The organism is Nostocoides vanveenii, assembly GCF_039531165.1.
Classification (GTDB): Bacteria; Actinomycetota; Actinomycetes; order Actinomycetales; family Dermatophilaceae; genus Nostocoides_A; species Nostocoides_A vanveenii.
The window spans coordinates 53,674-73,529 of record NZ_BAAAPN010000105.1 but is presented as its reverse complement, the minus strand read 5'-3'; the positions used below and the strand labels follow the sequence as shown (position 1 = coordinate 73,529).

Below are 19,856 nucleotides of genomic sequence, written 5' to 3'. Positions count from 1 at the left end.
GGCACGAGCGGCCGTGGATCGTGGTGGGTGCTTGACGTCCATTGCGTTCCGAACGGAGACGCTCGTGCCCGCACCCGTATCCTCGTTCATCCCGACCGCCAACGCCCTGACCGACCACGATGTCCATCCCGGGATGGAGGTTCCGGTCGCCGTGTGGGAGGTGCTGTCCACCATCCCCGATGCCCGCTCCCGCCAGGGCAGCCGCCACGACCTGGCCCCCGTCATTGTGATCGCGTTAGCCGAGCGGTCGTGGCCCGCTCGGAGCAGGCGTGGGTGTTGCTGGGAGTGGTCGCGCAGGTCGCGGGCGGAGGGGCTACTGGCCGAAACCCGCGCCGAGATGCCGGACCTCTAGCCCTGGGTCATCGACCACCCGCTGCGTGCCCTGGCAGCCGAGGCGAGTTGGACAGAGGTGCTGGCCGCCCTCTGCTGGTTGCGCGCGAATGCGGGTCAACATCGCTACCTCAGGGAGATCGAGGCCCCTGGCGTCGACACCAAGTTTGTCGCCACCCACCGCGACCTCCTTTCCGCGCTCCTACCGGCCGCTCGAATCGACGCCACGCATTCCCGGGCGGCCGGCTTTGCGCCCCGTTATGGCTTTGCCGAACCACGGCCACCGATCCGAATGCGGGTCGCCGAGGGTTTCGCCGGCCTCGACGGCGTCAGCGAGATCGGCCTGCGTGCTGAGGAGACCACGCGATTGCGCGTCAGCGTCCAGAGGGTGCTCGTCATCGAGAACGAAGTCACCTATCTGAGCGCGCCGATCCCTCCGGAATCGGTGGTGATCTGGGGCGCGGGCTACTCCGTCGGCCGCCTCGGCCGGATCCCGTGGGTCCGCGACGGCCCCGGTCGTCTGGCTCTGGGGCGATCTCGACACCCATGGCTTCGCCACGCTCAGCCTCCTTCGCGGCCTGGTCCCGCAGACCGGGTCGATCCTGATGGATCGCGCGACCCTCCTCGAACATCGAGAGCGGTGGGGTCGTGAGCCCACACCGACCCGCGCGCGCCTCGCGCACCTGACGGGCGCCGAGGGCGCACTCTATGACGACCTGGTCGAAGACGTCCTCGGCCCAGCAGTTCGGCTGGAACAAAAGAACGCATCGCCTGGCCTTGGGCAGGCACTGCATTGGCTGCGCTCTGGGACTGATGCCCGGCGCGGCGGGATGGAGGGTCGCGCAGAGTAGGAGTCAGCGCTGGGGGTCGACGACGGCCTTGACGGCGCCGGGTAGCCGGGTTGCGCCCAGGGCCTGCTCGAAGTCACCGAGGCCGAAGCTGTGGGTCACGATGCCCTCGGTGCGCACCCGCCCGGTCTGCAGCGCGAGGATCGCCCGGTCGAAGCAGTCGATCTGCGCGAACGACCCCTTGATCGTCAGTTCCCTCGCGAAAATGTCGTAGGGCGAGAAGGGCACCATCGCATCGGCGTCCGCCATCCCGTAGACCATCACCGTGCCGCCCATGCCCACAAGTCCGGTGCACCGCGACAGGACGTCGGGGGCTCCCGTGGCCTCGACGACGACATCGAAACCGCTGGGCGCCAATGCTTTCAGCTTCTCGTATGCCGCGTCCTGACCCGCCCTCGGCAGCAGCACTGTCTCGTCGGCACCGAAAGCCCCAGCCAGCTCGAGTTTGTGCGGACTCGGCGCGGCGACGGTGATCCGCGCTGCCCCGCCGTGCAGGAGCAGTTGGGCGAGCAGCATCCCGGTGGGCCCCGCGCCGAGCACGAGCACGTCCGAACCCGGCGTGAGCGCGAGCATGTCGGCGCCATGCATCGCGCAGGCCAGTGGCTCGGTCAGCACGGCGACTTCTGGGCCGATCCCGGCCAGAGCGAAGCACTTCCGGGCCGGTGCCACCATCAGTTCGGCGAACCCGCCCGGCGCATTGCATCCGAGCGAACGGAAGTTGCGGCAATACAGCGGCCGGCCGCGGCGGCAGTACTCGCACGAACGGCAGACGTCCGCGTTGTCGACGGCGACGAGAGAGCCAGGTGCGACGCGCGCGACGCTCGCGGGGTCGACCTCGGGGCCGTGCGCGACGACCTCGGCAACGATCTCGTGGCCCGGGATGAGCGGATAAGTCGCCATGAAACCCCCGGCAAGGAGGTGGTGGTCGGTGCCGCACACCCCCGTCAGGACCGGCCGCAGCAGCACCTCGCCCGGGCCAGGTTCGGGGTCGGCCCAGCCCCGGACGACGACGACATTGGCTTGTTCATAGACGACGGCGCGCATGCGAACCAGCCTTGCCCGCAAGGGCGTCGATGCGCAAGAAGCGTCCGAATCAGGCGACGGCCAACTCCGACTCCGGGTAGTAGCCCGGGACCGGCGAGCGCTCGCACCCACACTGCGCATCGCACGGCAGGTAGGTGTGCTCGGCGTGGCCGCAGTCGAGGCAGGGCCGGTCGTGGCTGAGATGAACGGCGTTCTGTGCAGTGAGATCCCACATGGCTCCCCCTCGGGTCGGTTGCGACAACAGAGGCAGCGGCCGCGGCGGTGATACCCGGCCGGTCGAATCCTGAGCGTTCGCTGGCGCCGGTGACGCAGCGGAAATACGGTTCCCCTATGTTGATCGCCGAGGAATTCTTCCTGCTCGCCCACGACGAGCGCACCGGCAAGGCGAAGACCGGCAGTCTGCAGATGCGCGCGGCCATCCCCGGTGCTCTCCTCGTGGAACTTGTTGTGCGCGAACGGATCGCGATCGCGCCGCACGACCTTGGCTGGCGGGAGCGGGACAAGGTCACCGTCCTGCTGGATCGCACGACCGAGGACCGGATTCTTGATGAGGCCTTGCTCGAGGTCCAGAAGCGGGCCGGCAAAAGCGCCAACTCGATCGTCCAGCGTTGGGCGAACGGCAAGACCGGCAAGCACTTCATCGACCTCGTGGCCGGCCGGCTCGTCGCTGCTGGCATCCTCGGCCAGGAACGACACAAGGCGCTCGGCATCTTTCCCGTGGCGCACTACCCGGAGCGCGACCCTGGACCCGAGGCCGAGGTTCGGGCCCGCGTCAATGCGGCTCTCCTGGGCGCCTCGACGGATCAGCGGACGGCCATCCTGATCGCGATGCTGCTGGCCACGCGGACCTTGACCACGGTGCTTTCTCCGGAGACCGATCCCAAGGCCGCCAAGCGGGCGGCGAAGCGGATCGCCAAGCAGGAGATCACCAGCACCGCGGTCAAGGCGGCGATCGAGCAGGTCATCGCGTCGGCCGGGGCGAGCGCTGCGGCTGCCGGCGGGGCGTGATCCACGCCTGCCGGTTGCCAAGGCAGTCAGCCGCGGCGCTCTGCGCATAACCCTGGCGCGCTGACCATCGGACGCGAATGGCCCTTGACCGGCGTTTCCGCAGGCCAAGGGCCATTCGTGCACAGGGTGGCAGGTGAAGGATTCGAACCTTCGTAGCTTTCGCGACGGATTTACAGTCCGCTTCCATTGGCCGCTCGGACAACCTGCCGGGTGCGCATGGAAGGATAGCAAGCCGATCGCCCCAGCGCGAAACTGCAGATCCCGCGACCTAGGAAGAGGTGCCGCCATGGCCGACGCCAGCATGGATGTCGTCAGCAAGTTCGACAAGCAGGAGGTCGCGAATGCGGTCAATACCGCGGCGAAGGAGGTCGGCAACCGCTATGACTTCAAGAATGTCGGCGCGTCCGTCGAGCTCGTCGGCGAGGTCATCAAGATGCAGGCGGACTCGGAGGAGCGCGTCAAGGCGATCCTCGATGTCGTCCAGACCTGGCTGATCAAGCGCGGCGTCTCGTTGAAGCACTTGGACGTGCCCGAGGCTGGCCCGCGCCTGTCGGGTAAGGAATACAAGCTCGACGTTCCCCTCAAGGAAGGCATCAGCGCCGAGAACGCCAAGAAGATCAACAAGATCATCCGCGACGAGGGCCCCAAGGGCGTCAAGTCCCAGATCCACGGCGACGAGCTACGCGTCTCCAGCAAGTCCCGTGACGACCTGCAGGCGATCCAGCGTCTGCTGCGCGAACACAGCGACCTCGACGTGGCGCTGACCTTCACCAACTACCGCTGATGGCAGCAGACGCCCCGCTGCGCGCCGTCGTCACCGGCGCCGCGGGTGGCATCGGTGCCGCGCTCGCGGCGAAGCTCGTGGCCGAAGGCGCCAGCGTTGTCGCCACGGACCGCGACGAGTCCGGTCTCGCGGCGATCGCCGACCGCCTCGGGACGTATGCCGTACCCGCGGACGCCGCCACGGCATACGGCGTGGAGCGGGTCATCGAAGAGGCGACGGCGCATCTGGGCGAGATCGACGCCTACTTCGCCAACGCGGGGGTCATCGGCGGGGCCGGCCTCGAGACGCCGGACGAGGTGTGGGCGCAGACCCTCGACGTCAACGTCATGGCGCACGTGCGGGCGGCGCGGCTGCTCATGCCCGCCTGGGTGGAGCGGGGGCACGGGCGTTTCGTCGTCACGGCCAGCGCGGCTGGTCTGTTGTCGATGATCGGCGCTGCACCGTATTCGGTTTCCAAGCACGCGGCGGTTGCCTTCGCCGAATGGCTCTCGATCACCTACGGGGACAAGGGAATCGTCGTCCAAGCCCTCTGCCCGCAGGGCGTACAGACCGCGATGCTCGACCAGGCGGGCGAGTTGCGCGACCTGTTGTCGGCCCAGGGCGCGCTGACCCCGGAGGCGGTGGCCGAGTTGGTCTGGGAGGCGATGCAGGACGATCGCTTCCTGATCCTGCCTCACGCACAGGTCGCGGAGTTCTATCGGCGGCGGGCATCCGACACCGATGCGTGGCTGCGCGGCATGCGCCGTTTGCAGGCCGGATTCGACCAACTCAAGGAGCAGAACACATGAGGGCGTGGCGGATCGACCGGGCCGGTGACGCGGCCGATGTCTACCGACTCGACGAAGTGGACTCGCCGGCACCCGGACACGGGCAAGTGCGCGTGAAAGTCCTTGCCGCAGCGGTCAATTACCCCGACGTGATGATGGCCCGCGGCCAGTACCAAGTGCAGCCGCCCTATCCCTACACGCCCGGGGTGGAGTTGTGCGGTGAGGTCCTGGCTGTCGGGGACGGCGTCGCGCGCTACGCCGTCGGGGACCGGCTCGTCGGCACGGCAGACCTGCCGGCCGGGGCCTTCGCCGAGGAAGCCCTGATGAATGCGGCACTGGCGCAGCCGGCACCCACCGGGCTCGACGACGCGGCCGCATCCGGCCTGCACATCGCCTATCAAACCGGCTGGTTCGGCCTGCACCGGCGTGCCCACCTGCAACCGGGCGAGACGCTCCTCGTGCACGCTGCAGCCGGCGGGGTCGGCAGTGCCGCGGTGCAGCTGGGCAAGGCCGCGGGCGCGCGGGTGATCGGCATCGTGGGTGGCTCCGAAAAAGCCGCTGTCGCAGCGGAACTCGGGTGTGATGTGGTGCTGGACCGGACCGCGGACGACCTGATCCCAGCGATCAAGGCGGCCACCGACGGACGCGGCGTCGACGTCGTCTACGACCCGGTGGGCGGAACGGCCTATGACGTCTCGGCCAAGACGATCGCGTTCGAGGGTCGGATCGTCGTCGTCGGCTTCGCCAGCGGCGTCGTCCCGGCGCCCGGCCTGAATCACGCGTTGATCAAGAACTATTCGATCCTCGGTCTGCACTGGGGTCTCTACAACGCCCTCGACCCGGCCGCCGTCGCCGCTTGTCATGTCGAGTTGACCAAGCTAGTCAGCGCCGGAGCGATCACGCCGCTCGTGGGCCGCAAGGTCGGGCTGGACGAGGTGCCCGCAGCGGTGACGGCGGTTGGCGACGGCGAGAGCATCGGCCGGATCGTCGTCGTGCCCTGATCGCCCGGGGCGACCGGCTGTTCTCCGGACGGCTGGGATTCCGCGAGGCCGGATCGGCCGCGCCCACGCAGAGTCTGGGACCCAGACGGGGCTGAACCGGCCTCTCGACGGGGCTGAACCGGCCTCTCGACGGGGCTGAACCGGCCTGTCGACGGGGCTGAACCGGCCTGTCGACGGGGCTGAAGCGGGTGCGGTGGGAATCAGGTGTTTGGTCAGGGCGACGCGAAGCGCGCCTGTGACGTCAGGGCCGCATCGAGCTTCGCCTGCGCATCCACGATTGCCCGTCGCAGGGCGGGGCTGAGCCGGTCGTCCGCCAACGCGTGCTGACTCATCTCCAGGGTCGCCGGCTCGACCACCCGCAAGGGATAGGCCAAGGTCGCGACCATGCCGAGGGCGTCCTCGCCGAGATGCGCGCCCAGCGCCGGGATGTCGGCGAAGTAGCGCTCGACATAGGGCCGCAACAGATCTCGGTCACCGACCCAGAAGGCCCCTGCGAGGGCATTGCGCTCGTAGTTCGAGCGTTCACCGGTGGCGGTCAGTTCGGCCCAGGCCCACCGCTTGGTCGCGGCACTGGGGCGCGTGGCTCGCGCGGCCAGTGCCGCATGATCGCCGGTGAGCGTGGCGTCCTGCGCGCGCAGCATGTCGATGTCGTCGTCGTCGATCGCGTCGAGGCGCGCGAGGGCCCGCACGACGAGCCAGCGGAAGTCCGAGTCGTCCGCGAGGCCCGGCGGCAATCCGGTCCCCGCCAACCAGGACCCGAGCAGGGCCACATCGGCTGTCGTCTGCGCGACAACCCGGGCACCGATCAAGCGACCACCGCGCGAATCGGCACCGTCGATGAGGCGTTGCGCGGCGTCGGCGACGGCTGATTCTGCCGCCCGCTGATCCTGTGGCACAACAAAATTCGGGATGACGCGGTCTACCACATGCGTCCCGACGCGGTTACGGATCGAGTCGTTGACTTCCACCGGCCACGCGTGGCTGAAGGTGTCCAGGATGGTCCGCGGGTCGATCGTGCCTAGGTGCATCCCGTCGATCAGCGCCAACCAGGCGACCGCGCGGGCGTGCGTGTCCGGGATGCTTGCGAGCCCCAGGGGGAGGTTGGCCAGGGTTTCCGGCTCGAATCCGGTGACCGCCCAGGTCAGGTCGCTGGCGTTCGGGATGACCATCGCCGCCCGCGGCGCTTCCTGCAGCGCGGGCCATCGGGTCGTTGCCTTCGCCACCGTCCCGCGCACGCGAAAGACCTCGCGGTCCGCGTCGAAGCCGGCGATGTCGAAGGTATGCGGCCGGCTCACCTTGGGATGGTCCGCGGGGATCGTCCGGGTCACCCGTCCGGTGTCCTGGTGGGCATGCACGGTGTCCATGCCGGCCGTTTCCAGCCAGGCGTTGCTCCAGCCGCTCAGGTCGGTGTCCGCAGCTCGCTCGACCGAGGCGAGGAACCCGGCCAGATCACTATTGCCGAAGGCGTTGGCGCGCAGGTGATCCCGCACGCCGGCGACGAAGGCCGCGTCGCCGATATGGGCGATCAGTTGACGCAGGACGGCGGCGCCCTTGGCATAGGAGATGCCGTCGAAATTGTTCAGGGCCGACTGCGCGTCCGGCGCGGGCGAGCCCGCGACCGGGTGCGTGGACGGCGACCGTTCGGCCGAGTGCCCCCACAGGGCCCGAGCCATGGTGGAGTCGATCCAGGTGGCATCGGAGTTCATGACGGTGCTGCACGCACGGTGGGCGAGATACTCTGCGAAAGACTCGTTGAGCCACAGGTCGTCCCACCATTTCATCGTCACCAGGTCGCCGAACCACATATGGGCCATCTCGTGGGCGATGGTGTTGGTCCGCGTGAGCAGCTCGTCGTCGGTCGCCGCGCCCCGGAAGAGATAGTTGTCGCGGATGGTGACGCACCCGGGGTTCTCCATGGCACCGGCATTGAACTCAGGGCAGAACACCTGGTGGTAGTCGCCGAAGGGGTAGCCGATTCCGAAGAGCTCCTGGAAGTAGTCCATGAAGGCGGCTGTGACGTCCAATAGCTGATCCGCTTGTCTGGCAAGGGGATCCGCAAGAGAGCGGCGTGCGTGGATCCCGAGCGGGAGGCCGCGGTGCTCACGCTCGGCGCTGGCCCAAGGACCCGCGCACACGGTCACGAAGTAGGTCGCCAACGGCGCGGTCCGGGCCAGCTCCCATTGCCCGGGCGCGGTTTGAGTGGCGTGCCCGTTGCCGAGCACGCGCCAGTGGTGCGGAGTGCGGACCGACACGGCATACGGGGCCTTGAGGTCGGGCTGGTCGAAGCAGGCGAAGACGGTCGGTGCCGCATCGAGGAACACGTGTCCGTAGACATAGGCCTCACCGTCGGCCGGGTCCACGCTGCGGTGCAGGCCCTGGCCGTCCCTGCTGAACGCCATCGTGGTGTCGACCACCAGGACATTGCTCGGCCCGAGACCGGTGAGAGTCAGGCGACGCTCGCGCACCGACGCGGGGTCGAGGGGTACGCCGCCCAGGGTGATGGCATGAACCGTTGTGGCGGCGAGGTCGACGAAAGTGGACTCCGCGCTCGCCTCGAAGTGGATCTCGGTGCGCGAGGCGAAGTGGGTAGGGCCCTGGTCGAGATCCAACTCGACACGCATCTCGGTGACGCGGATGGCGTGGGCACGCTCATGCGACTCGGCGCGCGTCAGGCTCGGCATACGCCCATCCTGCCCGAGTGGGCTGCCGAGGTCCGGGGTTGGAGCAGGTGAATTGGCACGGGGCGGGATGGCCGAGGACACCCCCCGAAGTTCGGCCCCCGCAGAGCCTGGGACCCAGCTCCGAATCTGCGCGGGCACCGCTGTCCGTACGTGGTTTGGTGATCCTTCTTAGGTCACGGGGAGGAGCCGGGCGATCGTGACCGGTAGGGCGTGCGCGACGTCGAGGGCGCGCACCGGTCCGCCCGGGTTGGCCGCCTCGGCCGCGCACCCGTGGACCAGGGCCCCGAGTGCGCCCGCGACGTCGACGGGAAGTCCGGCGGCGACCAAGGTGCCGAGCAGGCCGGCGAGCACGTCGCCGGCCCCCGCAGTGGCGAGCCACGCGGGCGCGTCGTTCTGGCTGTATGCCGGCCCACTCGCCTCGGGCCCGATGACCAGCGTCGTCGAACCCTTGAGCAGGACCGTGGCCCCGGTGGCGTCGGCCAGCCGGGCGGCGTGGGCCACGGGTGCCGCCTCGACGTCTGCCCGGGCCACGTCGTCGCCGGTCAGTCGAGTCAGCAGTCGGGCGCACTCCCCCGCGTGGGGGCTCAGCAAGGTGGGCGCCGAGCGGGGACCCCTGAGCAGGTCGAGGCCGCCCGCGTCGAGGACGACGGGCAGGTCGGACTCAATGGCGGCGCGCGCGGCATCGAGTTGGGCCTTGGCACCGGCCGCGCGCGAGGCGACGTCGAGACCGGGGCCGACCACCCACGCCTGCACCTGACCCACGCCATGGACGGCCTCGGGGACGGCCGCTCGGACGAGCGATGTCGAGGTGGGCGTGCCGACATAACGGATCATGCCCGCACCGGAACACGCGGCCGACGTGGTGGCCAATATCGCTGCACCCGTATAGTTTTCGCCGCCCGCGATGATGCCGACCACACCACGAGAGTACTTGTCGTCGCGCGGCCCCGGGATCGGCCAGAGCCGCGCCACATCCGTGCGGTCCAACCGACGGACCGACGCGGCAACGCCATCGAAGTCCAGGCCGATGTCGATGACGGTGAGCAGTCCGCATGCTAGTTCTGTGGCGGGCAGGAGGTGCACCGGCTTGGGCGCGGAGAAGGTGACCGTCTCGTCGGCGAAGACGCCGTCGGGGTCCAGCACCAGGCCGGCCGGGTCCTGGCCGGAGGGAAGGTCGACGGCCAGGACATAGGCGCCCGGACCGATGGCCTCGACCCACGGCCGGGCAAAGGTGGGCAGCCCGGCACGCCCGCCGATCCCGAGGATGCCGTCGAGAACGAGGTCGGCCTCGCCGACCATGGCGGCGACCGACGCGCCGGGCACGCCGTCGCCAGGTCCGGCGGCGAGGACCACACCGGACTTCTCGGTGGCCCGCCGGGCGCCGTCGTGGACCTGCCCGTCGAGGTGCACGGCCGCGGAGAGGTAGCCGTCGGCGGCGAGGGCGGACACGGCATACAGGGCATCGGCGCCGTTGTTGCCCGGCCCGACCAGGGCAACCACGCGCCGGCCGCCGCGCTCGCGCAGGCGCAGCCGCGCGACCTCGGCGAGTCCGCTGACGGCGCGCGCCATCAGCTCACCTTCGGCGAGTTCGGCCATCGCCGCCCGCTCGACGGCATAGACATCGGCAACGGCATACGCCGAGATCATGAGCGCTCCTTCCGGTCGGGGCCCAGGGCAGCTTTTCCGCCCGATGCCACAAACCCCTCATTCGCACGGGACGCCTTCCGTTGCGAACATCTGCCTTGTGGCATCGCGGGGGAATGCTGAGGCCGGCCCGAGGTCAACCCTCGCAGACGACCACGGCCGAGGCGATGCCGGCATCGTGGGAGATCGAGAGGTGGATGCTGGTGATGCCGAGTTGGGCGACCCGGGCAGCGACGGTGCCGGCGACCTCGAAGTGTGGCCGGCGGTCGGGGCCGCGGTGGACGACGGCATCGTGCCAGTCGAGACCGACCGGGGCGCCGAGGGCCTTGGCGAAGGCCTCTTTCGCGGCGAAGCGGGCGGCGAGCGAGTTCAGCGGCAGCCCGCGCTCCGGGTCGGCGAAGAGCCGGTCGCGCAGCCGCGGGGTCCGCTCCAGGGTTTCACCGAAGCGGGCCACGTCGACGACATCGATGCCCACGCCGATGATCACCGCCGGGTCACTCCACCGTGACGGACTTGGCGAGATTACGCGGCTGGTCGACGTCTAGGCCCTTGGCCGTCGACAGCTGCAAGGCGAAGACCTGCAGCGGCACGACGGTCAGCAAGGGCTGCAGCAGCGGCGAACACTTGGGCACGCGGATGACCTCGTCGGCGAAGGGCACGACGTCCTCGTCGCCGTCGACGGCAATGACCAGAGTGCGCGCACCCCTGGCCCGGATCTCCTGAATGTTGGAGACGACTTTCTTGTGCAACTCGTGCGGCGTGTCGGGCGAGGGCACGATGATGAAGACGGGCTGGCCAGCGTCGATCAGCGCAATCGGGCCGTGCTTGAGCTCGCCGGCAGCGAACCCTTCGGCATGGATGTATGCCAGTTCCTTGAGTTTGAGCGCCCCCTCCATCGCGACGGGGAAGCCCACATTGCGCCCGAGGAAGAGCACCGAGCGGGTGTCGGCCATGAAGCGCGCGATCTCCTTGACGCGATCCATCCGGCCGAGCAAGTCGCTGATCTTGGCCGGGATATCCTGCAACTCGTGCATGACCGAGGCCGCGTCGTCGGCATAGGTGCCGCCGCGCAGCTGCGCAAGATAGAGCCCGAGGATGTAGCAGGCGGTGATCTGGGCGAGGAAGGCTTTGGTGGACGCCACGGCGATCTCCGGCCCGGCGTGGGTGTAGAGCACCGCGTCGGACTCGCGGGGGATGGTCGATCCATGCGTGTTGCAGACCGAAATCGTCAGCGCCCCAAGGTCGTTCGCGTGCTTGACCGCCATCAGCGTGTCCATGGTCTCGCCGGACTGACTGATCGAGACGACCAGGGTGCGCTCGTCGACGACCGGGTCGGCATAGCGGAACTCGTGGGCGAGTGCGACCTCGACGGGGATGCGCGCCCAGTGTTCGATGGCATATTTGGCGACCATGCCGGCATACGCCGCGGTGCCGCAGGCGACGACGACGATTTTGTCGACGGCGCGCATCTGCTCCTCGCTGATGCGCAACTCATCGAGCACCAGCCGGCCGCTCTCGTCGGTGCGCCCGAGGAGCGTGTCGGCGACTGCATGCGGCTGCTCGTTGATCTCCTTCTCCATGAACGTCGCGTAGCCGCCCTTCTCGGCGGCCGCGGCGTCCCAGGTGACCTCGTAGTGCGTGCCCTCGGCCGGCGCGCCGTCGAAGCCGATGACGTCGTAGCCGTCGGGCGTGATCGTGACGATCTGGTCCTGGCCAAGCTCGAGCGCGTGCCGGGTGTATCCGATGAAGGCGGCGACATCCGAGCCGAGGAAGTTCTCGCCCTCGCCGAGGCCCACAACGAGCGGGCTGTTGCGCCGTGCGCCGACCACGACCCCGGGCTGATCCGCGTGCACCGCCAGCAAGGTGAAGGCGCCTTCGAGCCGCTGCACCGCCGCGAGCATGGCCTGTGTCAGGTCGCCGGTGCGGTCGAACTCGCGCCCGACGAGCTTGGCGGCGACCTCGGTGTCGGTCTCGCTGAGAAAGGTCCAGCCCTGGGCAAGCAACTCGCGCTTGAGGGAGTGGAAGTTCTCGATGATCCCGTTGTGGATCAGGGCGAGTTTGTCATTCTCGCCTCCGCGGTGCGGGTGTGCGTTGCCGTCGGTGGGCCCGCCGTGCGTCGCCCAGCGCGTATGCCCGATCGCGGTCCGGGAGTCATCGAGGGGGCGCAGGTCGAGCGCGACCCGCAGGTTCTCCAGTTTGCCGGCCCGTTTCTCGGTCTCAATGCCCTCATCCGTGACGAGGGCGACGCCGGCCGAGTCGTAGCCGCGGTATTCGAGCCGGGCCAGCCCCTCCATCACGACGTCGAGAGCCTTGCCGTCGAGGGTGGGGCCGACATATCCGACGATTCCGCACATGGTCCCCAAGACTACGGTTCCGGGCCGGGCCCTGCGGAGCGCGGCACGCGGGGGGCGCGGCGTGGGCGGGGGGCACGCCACGGCATACGGGCCGGTGGGCAAGAATGGGCGGGTGACCAATGCCGTGCTCACCTCTCCGTATGTGGAGCTGGTCCGGGACGACTGGGCGCGTCTGCGCGAGAACCAACCACTGACCCTGACCGCCGCCGACGTGGCCCGGCTGGCCGGACTCGGTGAGCGCATCGACCTGACCGAGGTCGAGCAGATCTATCTGCCGCTTTCGCGCCTGCTGACCTTCTACGTGGCGGCCACCAAGCGACTCAACGGGGTGACGGCGAGCTTCTTGGGTGAGCGGCCGGAGAAGACGCCCTTCGTCATCGGCGTCGCCGGTTCGGTGGCCGTCGGCAAGTCGACGACCGCGCGCCTGCTGCAGGAAATGTTGCGGCGGTGGCCGGAATCCCCGCGCGTCGACCTGGTCACGACGGACGGCTTCTTGCTGCCGAACGCCGAACTCGTGCGACGTAACCTCTTGCAGCGCAAGGGCTTCCCCGAATCGTATGACCGGGCCGCGCTCATCCGCTTCCTCGCGGAGGTGAAGTCGGGTGCGCCCGAGGTGCAGGCACCGGTGTATTCGCATCTGGTCTATGACATCGTGCCGGCCGAGTCGGTTGTGGTCCGCCGACCCGACGTGCTGATCGTCGAGGGCCTCAACGTCCTGCAACCGCCCAATGGCACCGCACGGCGCCGAAATGCGTTGAGCATCAGCGACTTTTTCGATTTCTCGGTCTATGTCGACGCCGACGCCGAGTTGATCGAACAGTGGTATGTCGAGCGCTTCCTGCGCTTGCGCCAGACCGCCTTCGCCAATCCGGACAGCTACTTCCGCCGGTATGCCGCGCTGTCCGATGACGAGGCACGCGCCACCGCGCTCGACATCTGGCAGCGCATCAACCGCCCGAACTTGTTGCACAACGTGCGCCCGACTCGGAGCCGGGCGACGCTGGTGCTGACCAAGGGACCGCACCACCGGGTCGAGCGGATCAGCCTGCGCAAGCTCTGACTAGGTGGGCGTGACCACCCCGGTGCCCCGATTCGGGCGTAGCGTGAAGGCACCACGACACCCCACGGGTGTCCCCGGCCTGGAGGTGGTCATGATGGTGGCTCCGCACCCCGCCGCACCGCCGCGCCTGCGCATGATGTGCGCGCTGGAACTCGATGAGTATCCGCGTCACGGGGGACGGGACGCGCTGATCGCGTTCGGCGCCCTGCTCGGGTTCATCCTCGCGCTGATCTTCGTGCTGGTCGCCTGATCGCGAGGCACTCCGAGACGCTGACGGGGTCACTAGGCCCTTTGTGGCGCTCGCAGAACCAGACGCGCCTCCGCCCCTAACGAGTGGGCGGCGGGCGTCGTCTGGGGATCAGTACCAGTGCGGGTAGTGGCTGTTCCAGAAGCTCAACGCCCCGCACGGCGTGCCATAGGACGCCTTGATATAGCCCAGGCCCCAGCGGATCTGCGTCTCGGGGTTGGTCTGCCAATCGGCGCCGGCCGAGGCCATCTTGCTGCCGGGCAGGGCCTGCGGGATGCCGTAGGCACCCGACGAGGCATTGGCGGCGCGGTAGTTCCAACCGCTCTCGCCGATCCACAGTTGCTTGAGGCAGATCCATTGGTCGGCGCCGAAGCCGTATTCGCCCATGATGCGCTGGGCCGCGGCCTGCGGGTTCGCCTGCGCTGCGGCGAGGCGTTTGGCGGCTGCCTTCTTGGCCGCACCCTTCTTCGCCGAAGCCTTCTTTGCCGCCGCCCGCTCGGCCGCATCCGCGGCGCGGGCCCGGTCGATCTGCGCGACCTGCTCCTGGACGGATACCTCACGCTGACCACCGGCCTTCGCGACGGCCGACGGCAGGGCACTGCGCTCGGCCGCGCGCGAAGCGGCATCGGCATCGCGGTCGGCCAGCAGTGAGGCCAGACCGGCGGTCGGGGCGGGCATGGCCGCAGAGGTCGTGCCGAGGGCCGAGACGGGCGAGACGCCAGCGAACTCCAAGCCGAGGGCTCCGGCGCCGACGGCGAGGCCGGCGGCGATCGCACTGACGCTCACGCGGCGACGGCGCAGCATACGGGCCCGGCGCAGTGCAGCAGGGGTGAGATGGGTACTGCTCATGGGGATCGAGTTCCTTGAGATCAGGCGGTGAGCCCCGCTCGACGCACGCCTTGACCGGCCGCCCACGGTGCTCGGCCGCGCCGCAGCGGCCAGGTTCGCGCTACCTAGTGCGGGCGCGTCGTTATCAAAACGATACTTTACCCCGTTTCGCCGGGTCGTTCAAAATTGAACGACCCGGCGACGGCTGATCTCGCGCTGCCTCCCCTGTGCTGCGTCAGGGCTCGATGCCCTCCAAGAGGTCGGTGACCAGGGCGGCTATCGGGCTGCGCTCGGACCGGCTCAAGGTCATGTGGGCGAACAACGGGTGGCCCTTGAGGGTCTCGATGACCGCGGCAACCCCGTCGTGCCGGCCGACACGCAGGTTGTCCCGCTGGGCGACATCGTGCGTCAGCACGACCTTGGAGTTCTGGCCGATCCGCGACAGCACGGTGAGCAGGACATTGCGCTCGAGGGACTGCGCCTCGTCGACGATGACGAAGGCGTCGTGCAGCGAACGACCGCGAACGTGCGTCAGCGGTAGGACTTCGAGCATGCCGCGGGCCAGGACTTCCTCGACGACCTCGGCATTGACGACCGCCCCGAGGGTGTCGAAGACGGCCTGCGCCCACGGGCCCATCTTCTCGTTCTCGGTCCCCGGGAGGTAGCCGAGTTCCTGGCCGCCCACGGCATAGAGGGGACGGAAGACGATCACCTTGCGGTGGGCGCGGCGCTCCATCACGGCCTCGAGACCGGCGCAAAGGGCGAGCGCGGACTTGCCGGTGCCGGCTCGGCCGCCCAGGGAGACGATGCCGATGTCGGGATCGAGGAGCAGGTCGAGGGCGATGCGTTGCTCGGCGCTGCGTCCGTGCAAGCCGAAGGCATCGCGGTCGCCGCGGACGAGCCGCACCTGCTTGTCGGCGCCTACCCGGCCGAGTGCGGAGCCGCGTGGCGAGAGCAGTTTCAGGCCGGTATGGCAGGGCAGTTCCGCCGCGTCCGCCGACTCCAGCCGGCCGGTGTCGTAGAGGGTGTCGATGTCGTCGGCGAGCACGTCGAGTTCACGAAAGCCGGTCCAGCCGGAGTCGATGGCCATCTCGGCGCGGTATTCCTGCGCGTCCAGGCCCACCGAGGCCGCCTTGACCCGCATCGGCAGGTCCTTGCTGACCACCGTGACCGCGAAGCCCTCGCCGGCGAGATTGGCGGCTACCGAGAGGATCCGAGTGTCGTTGTCCCCCAAGCGGAATCCGGCCGGAAGGACATCAGGGTCGGTGTGGTTGAGTTCGACCCGGAGGCTGCCGCCCTCGTCGCCGATCGCGACCGGGGCATCGAGCCGGCCGTGGGCAATGCGCAGATCGTCGAGGAAACGCAGGGCGGACCGGGCAAAGTAGCCGAGCTCTGGGTGGTGGCGTTTGGCCTCGAGTTCGGTGACGACGACAACGGGCACGACGACTTCGTGTTCCTTGAAGCGCAGCAGGGCTTTCGGATCCGACAGGAGCACCGAGGTGTCGATGACATAGGTGCGGCGTTGTTCCCCCGTCAGCGTGACGCCGGCATTGGCGGTCATACGGATCTCCTTGCGGCGCACGCCCGTTGCCAGGCGCTGGCGCGCCTAGGTCGAGGTGGCGGTCCGGGGGCGGCCCGATCCGGGCCGGTCCGGCCCGTCTGCCTGATGCTCCGGCAAGTCTGGCCTCCCACGGGCGGATCCGGTGATCCGCTTGGGCTTCACGCTAAGCCGGGCGGTTGGAAGTGCCGCGCACGACACGCGCGGCCGGCTGGCGAATTCCTGGCGGCGCCCGGGTGGCCGCCTGGGTGGTGACGCCGGGACGGGTTGCTCCAGGCGGCGCGAGAGCCCGCCCGGCGACTGCTGCCGACTCTTCGCCGCGTCCGCATGCGACAAGACCGGACGCGGCGCTACGGTTGGACCCGGCCACGGTTGCTGTACTCCTGACCGGGCCGCCGCCTCATACGTCAGGAGAACAGCCACAGGTGTCGCTCGGTGACCTGATCTATGGCGCTTACGAGCGCCACGTCGCTCGGGGTCTGGACCGGCAGGCACTTCCGCGGCATATCGGTGTGATGCTCGACGGGAACCGTCGCTGGGCCGCGGCCCGGGGGGCCGACACCAAGATCGGCCATCAGGCCGGCGCCGACAATATCGCCGGTTTCCTGACCTGGTGCGAGGACGCGGGAGTCGAGGTCGTGACCCTCTGGCTGCTGTCCACCGACAACCTGGCGCGTCCCGAACGTGAACTCGCGCCTCTCCTGACGATCATCGAGAACGCCGTCACCGATCTCGCCGCCACCGGCCGCTGGCGCATCCACCCCGTCGGGGCCCTCGACCTGCTCCCGGCCGCCACCGCAACCGCGCTGAAGGCCGCTGAGCGCTCCACCGAGTCGGTGACGGGGATGACCGTCAATGTCGCCGTCGGCTACGGCGGGCGCCAGGAGATCGCCGACGCCGTCCGCGCCCTGCTGGCCGAGCGCGCCGCCGCCGGCGCCACCCTGGAACACGTCGCCGAATCCCTCACCGCCGAGGACATCGGTGCCAATCTCTACACCCGCGGCCAACCCGACCCCGATCTGGTCATTCGCACGTCGGGCGAGCAGCGGCTCTCCGGCTTCATGCTCTGGCAGAGCGCCCACAGCGAGTTCTACTTCTGCGAGGCCTACTGGCCCGACTTCCGCCGCGTCGACTTCCTGCGGGCCCTGCGCGCGTATGCCGAGCGCCACCGCCGCTTCGGCGGTTAACTCCCGGAAGGCACGGCGCTCGCTACGCTCGCCCAGCTCGACTGACGCCCGGCCAAGGCTCGCTGCCGCTCGACCAGTTCGACCGACGCCCGGCCAAGGTCCGTGGTTGCGTAACACGGCCCAGCACGAAGGAAACTAGGGGGCTTCCGGCGGCGGCTGGTCTGGATCCGGCTCCGCGCCCGGTGCCGCCCCGGCTCGCTCGTCGGCCTCAGCGGCCGTGGCGTCGTCCGGCTCGGCAGGGGCGTCCTGGGTGCGTTGCGTTTCGGCGTAATTCATCCGGCGCAGGCGGCCGGTCATATTGCGCACGAGGAACCAGACGGCGAGCGCGAGAGCAAAGAAAACGACGAAGCCGAGGAAGCCGCTGGAGGCGCTGCTCCCGTCCGCTTCACCGCCGGCCAGGGCGAACTCGGCGATCATGCGGGCACCCGGGCGACCCGGCGGTCGAGGGTCAGGTCGGTCGCGGCGAGCGCGAGCGCGTCGGCCGCGGCGACCGCGTCGAGCCCACCGAAGAGGTCGTCCTCGCCGTCGGCGATGGGCACATAGGAGGCGGCGATCTCGTAATCCTCGAAGGGCCAGACCTGACGCTGCACCTCGCGCGGGACGGAAAAGAAGAAGCCGTCCGGATCGATCTGGGTCGCGTGGGCGAGGAGCGCCTGGTCGCGCTGCTCGAAGAAGTCGGCGCATTCGATGCGGGTGGTGACCGTGCGCTCGACGCGACCGTCCATGCGCTCCAGCCACTCGGCAAACGGGCTCTCCACGCCGAGGTCGAGGAGGGCCTCGTGGTAGGTCTCGATGCGCGCGCGGCTGAAGCCGCCGTTGTAGTAGAGCTTCAGGGGCTGCCACGCGGGCCCGGCACTGGGGAAGGCATCGGGGTCGCCGGCGGCGACGAAGGCGGCCGCCGACACGTCGTGGCAGCGGATGTGGTCGGGGTGGGGGTAGCCCCCGTTCTCGTCATAGGTCGTCATCACGTGCGGGCGGAAGCGGCGGATCTCGCGGACGAGGGCTTCGACAGGGATCTCCAGCGGCTCCAGCGCGAAGCACCCCTCCGGCAAAGGGGGCAGCGGATCGCCTTCCGGCAGACCGGAATCGACGAATCCGAGCCAGTGGTGGTCGACACCGAGGATGGCTTGCGCGCGCGCCATCTCGGCGCGGCGGACCTGAGCCAGATCACGCAGGACCGCGGGGTCGTCGGCGAGCTTCTTGTTGAGAATGTCGCCACGCTCGCCCCCGGTGCAGGAGACGACCAACACTTCGGCGCCGGCGGCGACATATTTCGCCATGGTCGCGGCACCCTTGCTCGACTCGTCGTCGGGGTGCGCGTGCACGCACATCAGGCGCATGCCCTTGGCCATGGAAATCCTCTTCCGGGTGGATGACATGATCGACAGAACACCCATTCTCGCACCGTGGCGCCGGCCACCCCGGAACCGCCGGAGGACTCGATGACCAACCTGCCCGGGAACGACGTCGACTTCGACGCCGAGGAGGCCGCCGCGGAGGCAGCCGGTCGGCGCATCGATCGGCGGCCGCTGCTGCTTGCCCTGCTCGGGGTCGCCGCGGCCATGGCGGTGGTCGTCTGGTTCGCCGTCTCGGCGACGCACGGGCGCGTCAGCTGGCAGACGACCGGGTATGACGTCGTCGACGCTCAGCGGGTCGACGTCCGCTTCACCGTGCACCGGCCCGCGGATGTCGCGGTGACCTGTCAGCTGAAGGCCATGGATCAGGCGTTCGCGGCCGTCGGATTGCTGGATGTGACGATCCCCGCCGGGCCGGAAGTCGATGTGGCGCAGCGCGCGACGATCCGCACCACGGCGCTGGCGGTGACCGGCACGGTGCTCACGTGCAAGCCGGCATAGGTAGACTGATGCATTCACCGGGTCTGGATCGATGGTCGATCCAGACCCTTTGCCCATGACTGAGGAGTGTTTTCATGAGCGAGCCGACCACGACGTCGACCTTCTTGACCCAGGAAGCCTACGAGCGGCTCTCGAGCGAGTTGCAGGAACTCTCGGGCCCGCGGCGTGCCGAGGTCATCGGCCGCATCGAGGCGGCACGAGCTGAGGGTGACCTGAAGGAGAACGGCGGTTACCACGCCGCCAAGGAGGAGCAGGGCAAGCTCGAGTTGCGCATCCGGCAGCTGACCCAGCTGTTGGCGACCGCGGTCATCGGCACTCCCCCGGACGACGGGGTGGTCGAGCCGGGCATGTTGGTGACGGTGGAGTTGTTCGGCGAGGACGAGACCTTCCTGCTGGGCTCGCGCGAGAGTGCGGACGGCGACCTGCAGGTGTTCTCGGAGGCGTCCCCGCTAGGGTCCGCCATCAACGGGCTTCGGGTCGGCGACACGACGAGCTACCAGGCGCCCAATGGCAAGACCATCGAGGTCACGATCAAGGCGGCTAAGCCCTTCACCGGCTGACGCCGAGAGTCGGCGCCCGCGATTCGGTCGTGCAGGCCGAGGGGGCGCGAGCGCAGGTTGGGTCTCCTGCAGCAGGGTCTACCCTGCTGGAGAACGCCT

The 19,856-nt window shown here is 69.1% G+C and carries 22 protein-coding genes and 1 tRNA gene; 12 read left to right on the top strand and 11 right to left on the bottom strand.

All coding sequences use genetic code 11. The features are described from left to right. Positions 1-64: 64 nt before the first annotated feature. The 3 genes from ABD209_RS18595 to ABD209_RS19940 are packed head-to-tail and all read left to right on the top strand — an operon-like array spanning position 65 to position 1,181. Positions 65-352 (top strand): hypothetical protein, encoded by a 288-nt coding sequence (locus tag ABD209_RS18595; protein ID WP_344069242.1) that lies wholly within the window; start codon positions 65-67, stop codon positions 350-352. 9 nt (positions 353-361) lie between these two features. Further along, a complete protein-coding gene (locus tag ABD209_RS18590; protein ID WP_344069273.1) occupies positions 362-982 on the top strand; it encodes a DUF3322 domain-containing protein in 621 nt (206 codons plus the stop codon). Beyond that, entirely contained in the window at positions 909-1,181 is a 273-nt protein-coding gene (locus ABD209_RS19940; RefSeq protein WP_425564734.1) for a Wadjet anti-phage system protein JetD domain-containing protein, read from the top strand. The genes ABD209_RS18590 and ABD209_RS19940 overlap by 74 nt, the downstream gene beginning before the upstream one ends. Before the next feature lie 3 nt (positions 1,182-1,184). On the opposite strand, the gene ABD209_RS18585 is transcribed toward ABD209_RS19940, so the two are convergent. Together ABD209_RS18585 and ABD209_RS18580 are read right to left on the bottom strand one after the other, a co-directional pair. Then, positions 1,185-2,222, bottom strand: coding sequence for a zinc-dependent alcohol dehydrogenase family protein (locus ABD209_RS18585; protein WP_344069240.1), 1,038 nt, complete (start codon positions 2,220-2,222; stop codon positions 1,185-1,187). Between the two features lie 49 nt (positions 2,223-2,271). Further along, complete coding sequence (locus ABD209_RS18580; protein WP_344069238.1) at positions 2,272-2,436, bottom strand: hypothetical protein; 165 nt, start codon at positions 2,434-2,436, stop codon at positions 2,272-2,274. A gap of 116 nt (positions 2,437-2,552) precedes the next feature. Between ABD209_RS18580 and ABD209_RS18575 the strand changes: the two genes are divergently transcribed. Continuing rightward, positions 2,553-3,230, top strand: a complete 678-nt coding sequence (locus ABD209_RS18575; RefSeq protein WP_344069235.1) for a GOLPH3/VPS74 family protein — start codon at positions 2,553-2,555, stop codon at positions 3,228-3,230. Between the two features lie 127 nt (positions 3,231-3,357). Here the strand turns inward: ABD209_RS18575 and ABD209_RS18570 are convergent. After that, positions 3,358-3,438, bottom strand: a tRNA-Tyr gene (locus ABD209_RS18570). A 78-nt stretch (positions 3,439-3,516) separates the two neighbouring features. Here ABD209_RS18570 and ABD209_RS18565 point away from each other — a divergent pair. From ABD209_RS18565 to ABD209_RS18555, 3 genes are read left to right on the top strand one after another with little or no spacing between them, the layout of a single operon-like run. Beyond that, positions 3,517-4,014: a YajQ family cyclic di-GMP-binding protein gene (locus ABD209_RS18565; RefSeq protein WP_344069232.1), complete on the top strand. Its 498-nt coding sequence runs from the start codon at positions 3,517-3,519 to the stop codon at positions 4,012-4,014. Next, positions 4,014-4,802 carry an SDR family NAD(P)-dependent oxidoreductase gene (locus ABD209_RS18560; RefSeq protein ID WP_344069229.1) on the top strand — a complete coding sequence of 263 codons (789 nt, stop codon included), beginning with the start codon at positions 4,014-4,016 and terminating at the stop codon, positions 4,800-4,802. The genes ABD209_RS18565 and ABD209_RS18560 overlap by 1 nt, the downstream gene beginning before the upstream one ends. Next, complete coding sequence (locus tag ABD209_RS18555) at positions 4,799-5,782, top strand: NADPH:quinone oxidoreductase family protein (RefSeq protein ID WP_344069226.1); 984 nt, start codon at positions 4,799-4,801, stop codon at positions 5,780-5,782. The genes ABD209_RS18560 and ABD209_RS18555 overlap by 4 nt, the downstream gene beginning before the upstream one ends. 212 nt (positions 5,783-5,994) lie before the next feature. Here ABD209_RS18555 and pepN read toward each other — a convergent pair whose 3' ends face one another. The 4 genes from pepN to glmS all read right to left on the bottom strand — a co-directional run bounded on the left by pepN (position 5,995) and on the right by glmS (position 12,461). Further along, the gene (gene pepN, locus ABD209_RS18550) at positions 5,995-8,463 is read right to left on the bottom strand and encodes an aminopeptidase N (protein WP_344069223.1); all 2,469 of its coding nucleotides are present in this window, start codon (positions 8,461-8,463) and stop codon (positions 5,995-5,997) included. Between the two features lie 168 nt (positions 8,464-8,631). Then, the gene (locus ABD209_RS18545; RefSeq protein ID WP_344069220.1) at positions 8,632-10,110 is read right to left on the bottom strand and encodes a bifunctional ADP-dependent NAD(P)H-hydrate dehydratase/NAD(P)H-hydrate epimerase; all 1,479 of its coding nucleotides are present in this window, start codon (positions 10,108-10,110) and stop codon (positions 8,632-8,634) included. A 133-nt stretch (positions 10,111-10,243) separates the two neighbouring features. Continuing rightward, positions 10,244-10,594 carry a holo-ACP synthase gene (locus ABD209_RS18540; protein WP_324386633.1) on the bottom strand — a complete coding sequence of 117 codons (351 nt, stop codon included), beginning with the start codon at positions 10,592-10,594 and terminating at the stop codon, positions 10,244-10,246. 7 nt (positions 10,595-10,601) lie between these two features. Further along, positions 10,602-12,461, bottom strand: a complete 1,860-nt coding sequence (gene glmS / locus ABD209_RS18535) for a glutamine--fructose-6-phosphate transaminase (isomerizing) (RefSeq protein WP_344069217.1) — start codon at positions 12,459-12,461, stop codon at positions 10,602-10,604. Between glmS and coaA the strand changes: the two genes are divergently transcribed. Together coaA and ABD209_RS18525 are read left to right on the top strand one after the other, a co-directional pair. Next, positions 12,460-13,521, top strand: coding sequence for a type I pantothenate kinase (gene coaA, locus ABD209_RS18530; protein WP_344069214.1), 1,062 nt, complete (start codon positions 12,460-12,462; stop codon positions 13,519-13,521). The two genes, glmS and coaA, sit on opposite strands and share 2 nt — an antisense overlap. Positions 13,522-13,525: 4 nt before the next feature. After that, positions 13,526-13,771 carry a hypothetical protein gene (locus tag ABD209_RS18525; protein WP_344069211.1) on the top strand — a complete coding sequence of 82 codons (246 nt, stop codon included), beginning with the start codon at positions 13,526-13,528 and terminating at the stop codon, positions 13,769-13,771. Between the two features lie 108 nt (positions 13,772-13,879). On the opposite strand, the gene ABD209_RS18520 is transcribed toward ABD209_RS18525, so the two are convergent. Then, the gene (locus ABD209_RS18520) at positions 13,880-14,617 is read right to left on the bottom strand and encodes an aggregation-promoting factor C-terminal-like domain-containing protein (protein ID WP_344069209.1); all 738 of its coding nucleotides are present in this window, start codon (positions 14,615-14,617) and stop codon (positions 13,880-13,882) included. A 214-nt stretch (positions 14,618-14,831) separates the two neighbouring features. Then, the gene (phoH2, locus tag ABD209_RS18515; RefSeq protein WP_344069207.1) at positions 14,832-16,157 is read right to left on the bottom strand and encodes an RNA 5'-3' helicase PhoH2; all 1,326 of its coding nucleotides are present in this window, start codon (positions 16,155-16,157) and stop codon (positions 14,832-14,834) included. A 422-nt stretch (positions 16,158-16,579) separates the two neighbouring features. Between phoH2 and ABD209_RS18510 the strand changes: the two genes are divergently transcribed. Further along, positions 16,580-17,341: an isoprenyl transferase gene (locus ABD209_RS18510; protein WP_324386628.1), complete on the top strand. Its 762-nt coding sequence runs from the start codon at positions 16,580-16,582 to the stop codon at positions 17,339-17,341. 135 nt (positions 17,342-17,476) lie between these two features. Here the strand turns inward: ABD209_RS18510 and ABD209_RS18505 are convergent, their stop codons facing one another. Beyond that, positions 17,477-17,758, bottom strand: coding sequence for a hypothetical protein (locus ABD209_RS18505; protein WP_344069204.1), 282 nt, complete (start codon positions 17,756-17,758; stop codon positions 17,477-17,479). Further along, the gene (gene mca / locus ABD209_RS18500) at positions 17,755-18,693 is read right to left on the bottom strand and encodes a mycothiol conjugate amidase Mca (protein ID WP_344069271.1); all 939 of its coding nucleotides are present in this window, start codon (positions 18,691-18,693) and stop codon (positions 17,755-17,757) included. The genes ABD209_RS18505 and mca overlap by 4 nt, the downstream gene beginning before the upstream one ends. Positions 18,694-18,747: 54 nt before the next feature. Between mca and ABD209_RS18495 the strand changes: the two genes are divergently transcribed. Beyond that, positions 18,748-19,197, top strand: a complete 450-nt coding sequence (locus ABD209_RS18495) for a DUF4307 domain-containing protein (protein ID WP_344069201.1) — start codon at positions 18,748-18,750, stop codon at positions 19,195-19,197. 74 nt (positions 19,198-19,271) lie between these two features. Next, complete coding sequence (gene greA / locus ABD209_RS18490; RefSeq protein WP_324386625.1) at positions 19,272-19,757, top strand: transcription elongation factor GreA; 486 nt, start codon at positions 19,272-19,274, stop codon at positions 19,755-19,757. The last annotated feature ends 99 nt before the right edge of the window (positions 19,758-19,856 follow it).

Bases quoted from the DNA above. Each gene is read 5' to 3' on its own strand.
- ABD209_RS18585 (WP_344069240.1), bottom strand. From the start codon at position 2,222: ATGCGCGCCGTCGTCTATGAACAAGCCAATGTCGTCGTCGTCCGGGGC.
- ABD209_RS18580 (WP_344069238.1), bottom strand. From the start codon at position 2,436: ATGTGGGATCTCACTGCACAGAACGCCGTTCATCTCAGCCACGACCGG.
- ABD209_RS18575 (WP_344069235.1), top strand. From the start codon at position 2,553: ATGTTGATCGCCGAGGAATTCTTCCTGCTCGCCCACGACGAGCGCACC.
- ABD209_RS18565 (WP_344069232.1), top strand. From the start codon at position 3,517: ATGGCCGACGCCAGCATGGATGTCGTCAGCAAGTTCGACAAGCAGGAG.
- ABD209_RS18560 (WP_344069229.1), top strand. From the start codon at position 4,014: ATGGCAGCAGACGCCCCGCTGCGCGCCGTCGTCACCGGCGCCGCGGGT.
- ABD209_RS18555 (WP_344069226.1), top strand. From the start codon at position 4,799: ATGAGGGCGTGGCGGATCGACCGGGCCGGTGACGCGGCCGATGTCTAC.
- pepN (WP_344069223.1), bottom strand. From the start codon at position 8,463: ATGCCGAGCCTGACGCGCGCCGAGTCGCATGAGCGTGCCCACGCCATC.
- ABD209_RS18545 (WP_344069220.1), bottom strand. From the start codon at position 10,110: ATGATCTCGGCGTATGCCGTTGCCGATGTCTATGCCGTCGAGCGGGCG.
- coaA (WP_344069214.1), top strand. From the start codon at position 12,460: ATGGTCCCCAAGACTACGGTTCCGGGCCGGGCCCTGCGGAGCGCGGCA.
- glmS (WP_344069217.1), bottom strand. From the start codon at position 12,461: ATGTGCGGAATCGTCGGATATGTCGGCCCCACCCTCGACGGCAAGGCT.
- ABD209_RS18520 (WP_344069209.1), bottom strand. From the start codon at position 14,617: ATGAGCAGTACCCATCTCACCCCTGCTGCACTGCGCCGGGCCCGTATG.
- phoH2 (WP_344069207.1), bottom strand. From the start codon at position 16,157: ATGACCGCCAATGCCGGCGTCACGCTGACGGGGGAACAACGCCGCACC.
- ABD209_RS18505 (WP_344069204.1), bottom strand. From the start codon at position 17,758: ATGATCGCCGAGTTCGCCCTGGCCGGCGGTGAAGCGGACGGGAGCAGC.
- mca (WP_344069271.1), bottom strand. From the start codon at position 18,693: ATGGCCAAGGGCATGCGCCTGATGTGCGTGCACGCGCACCCCGACGAC.
- greA (WP_324386625.1), top strand. From the start codon at position 19,272: ATGAGCGAGCCGACCACGACGTCGACCTTCTTGACCCAGGAAGCCTAC.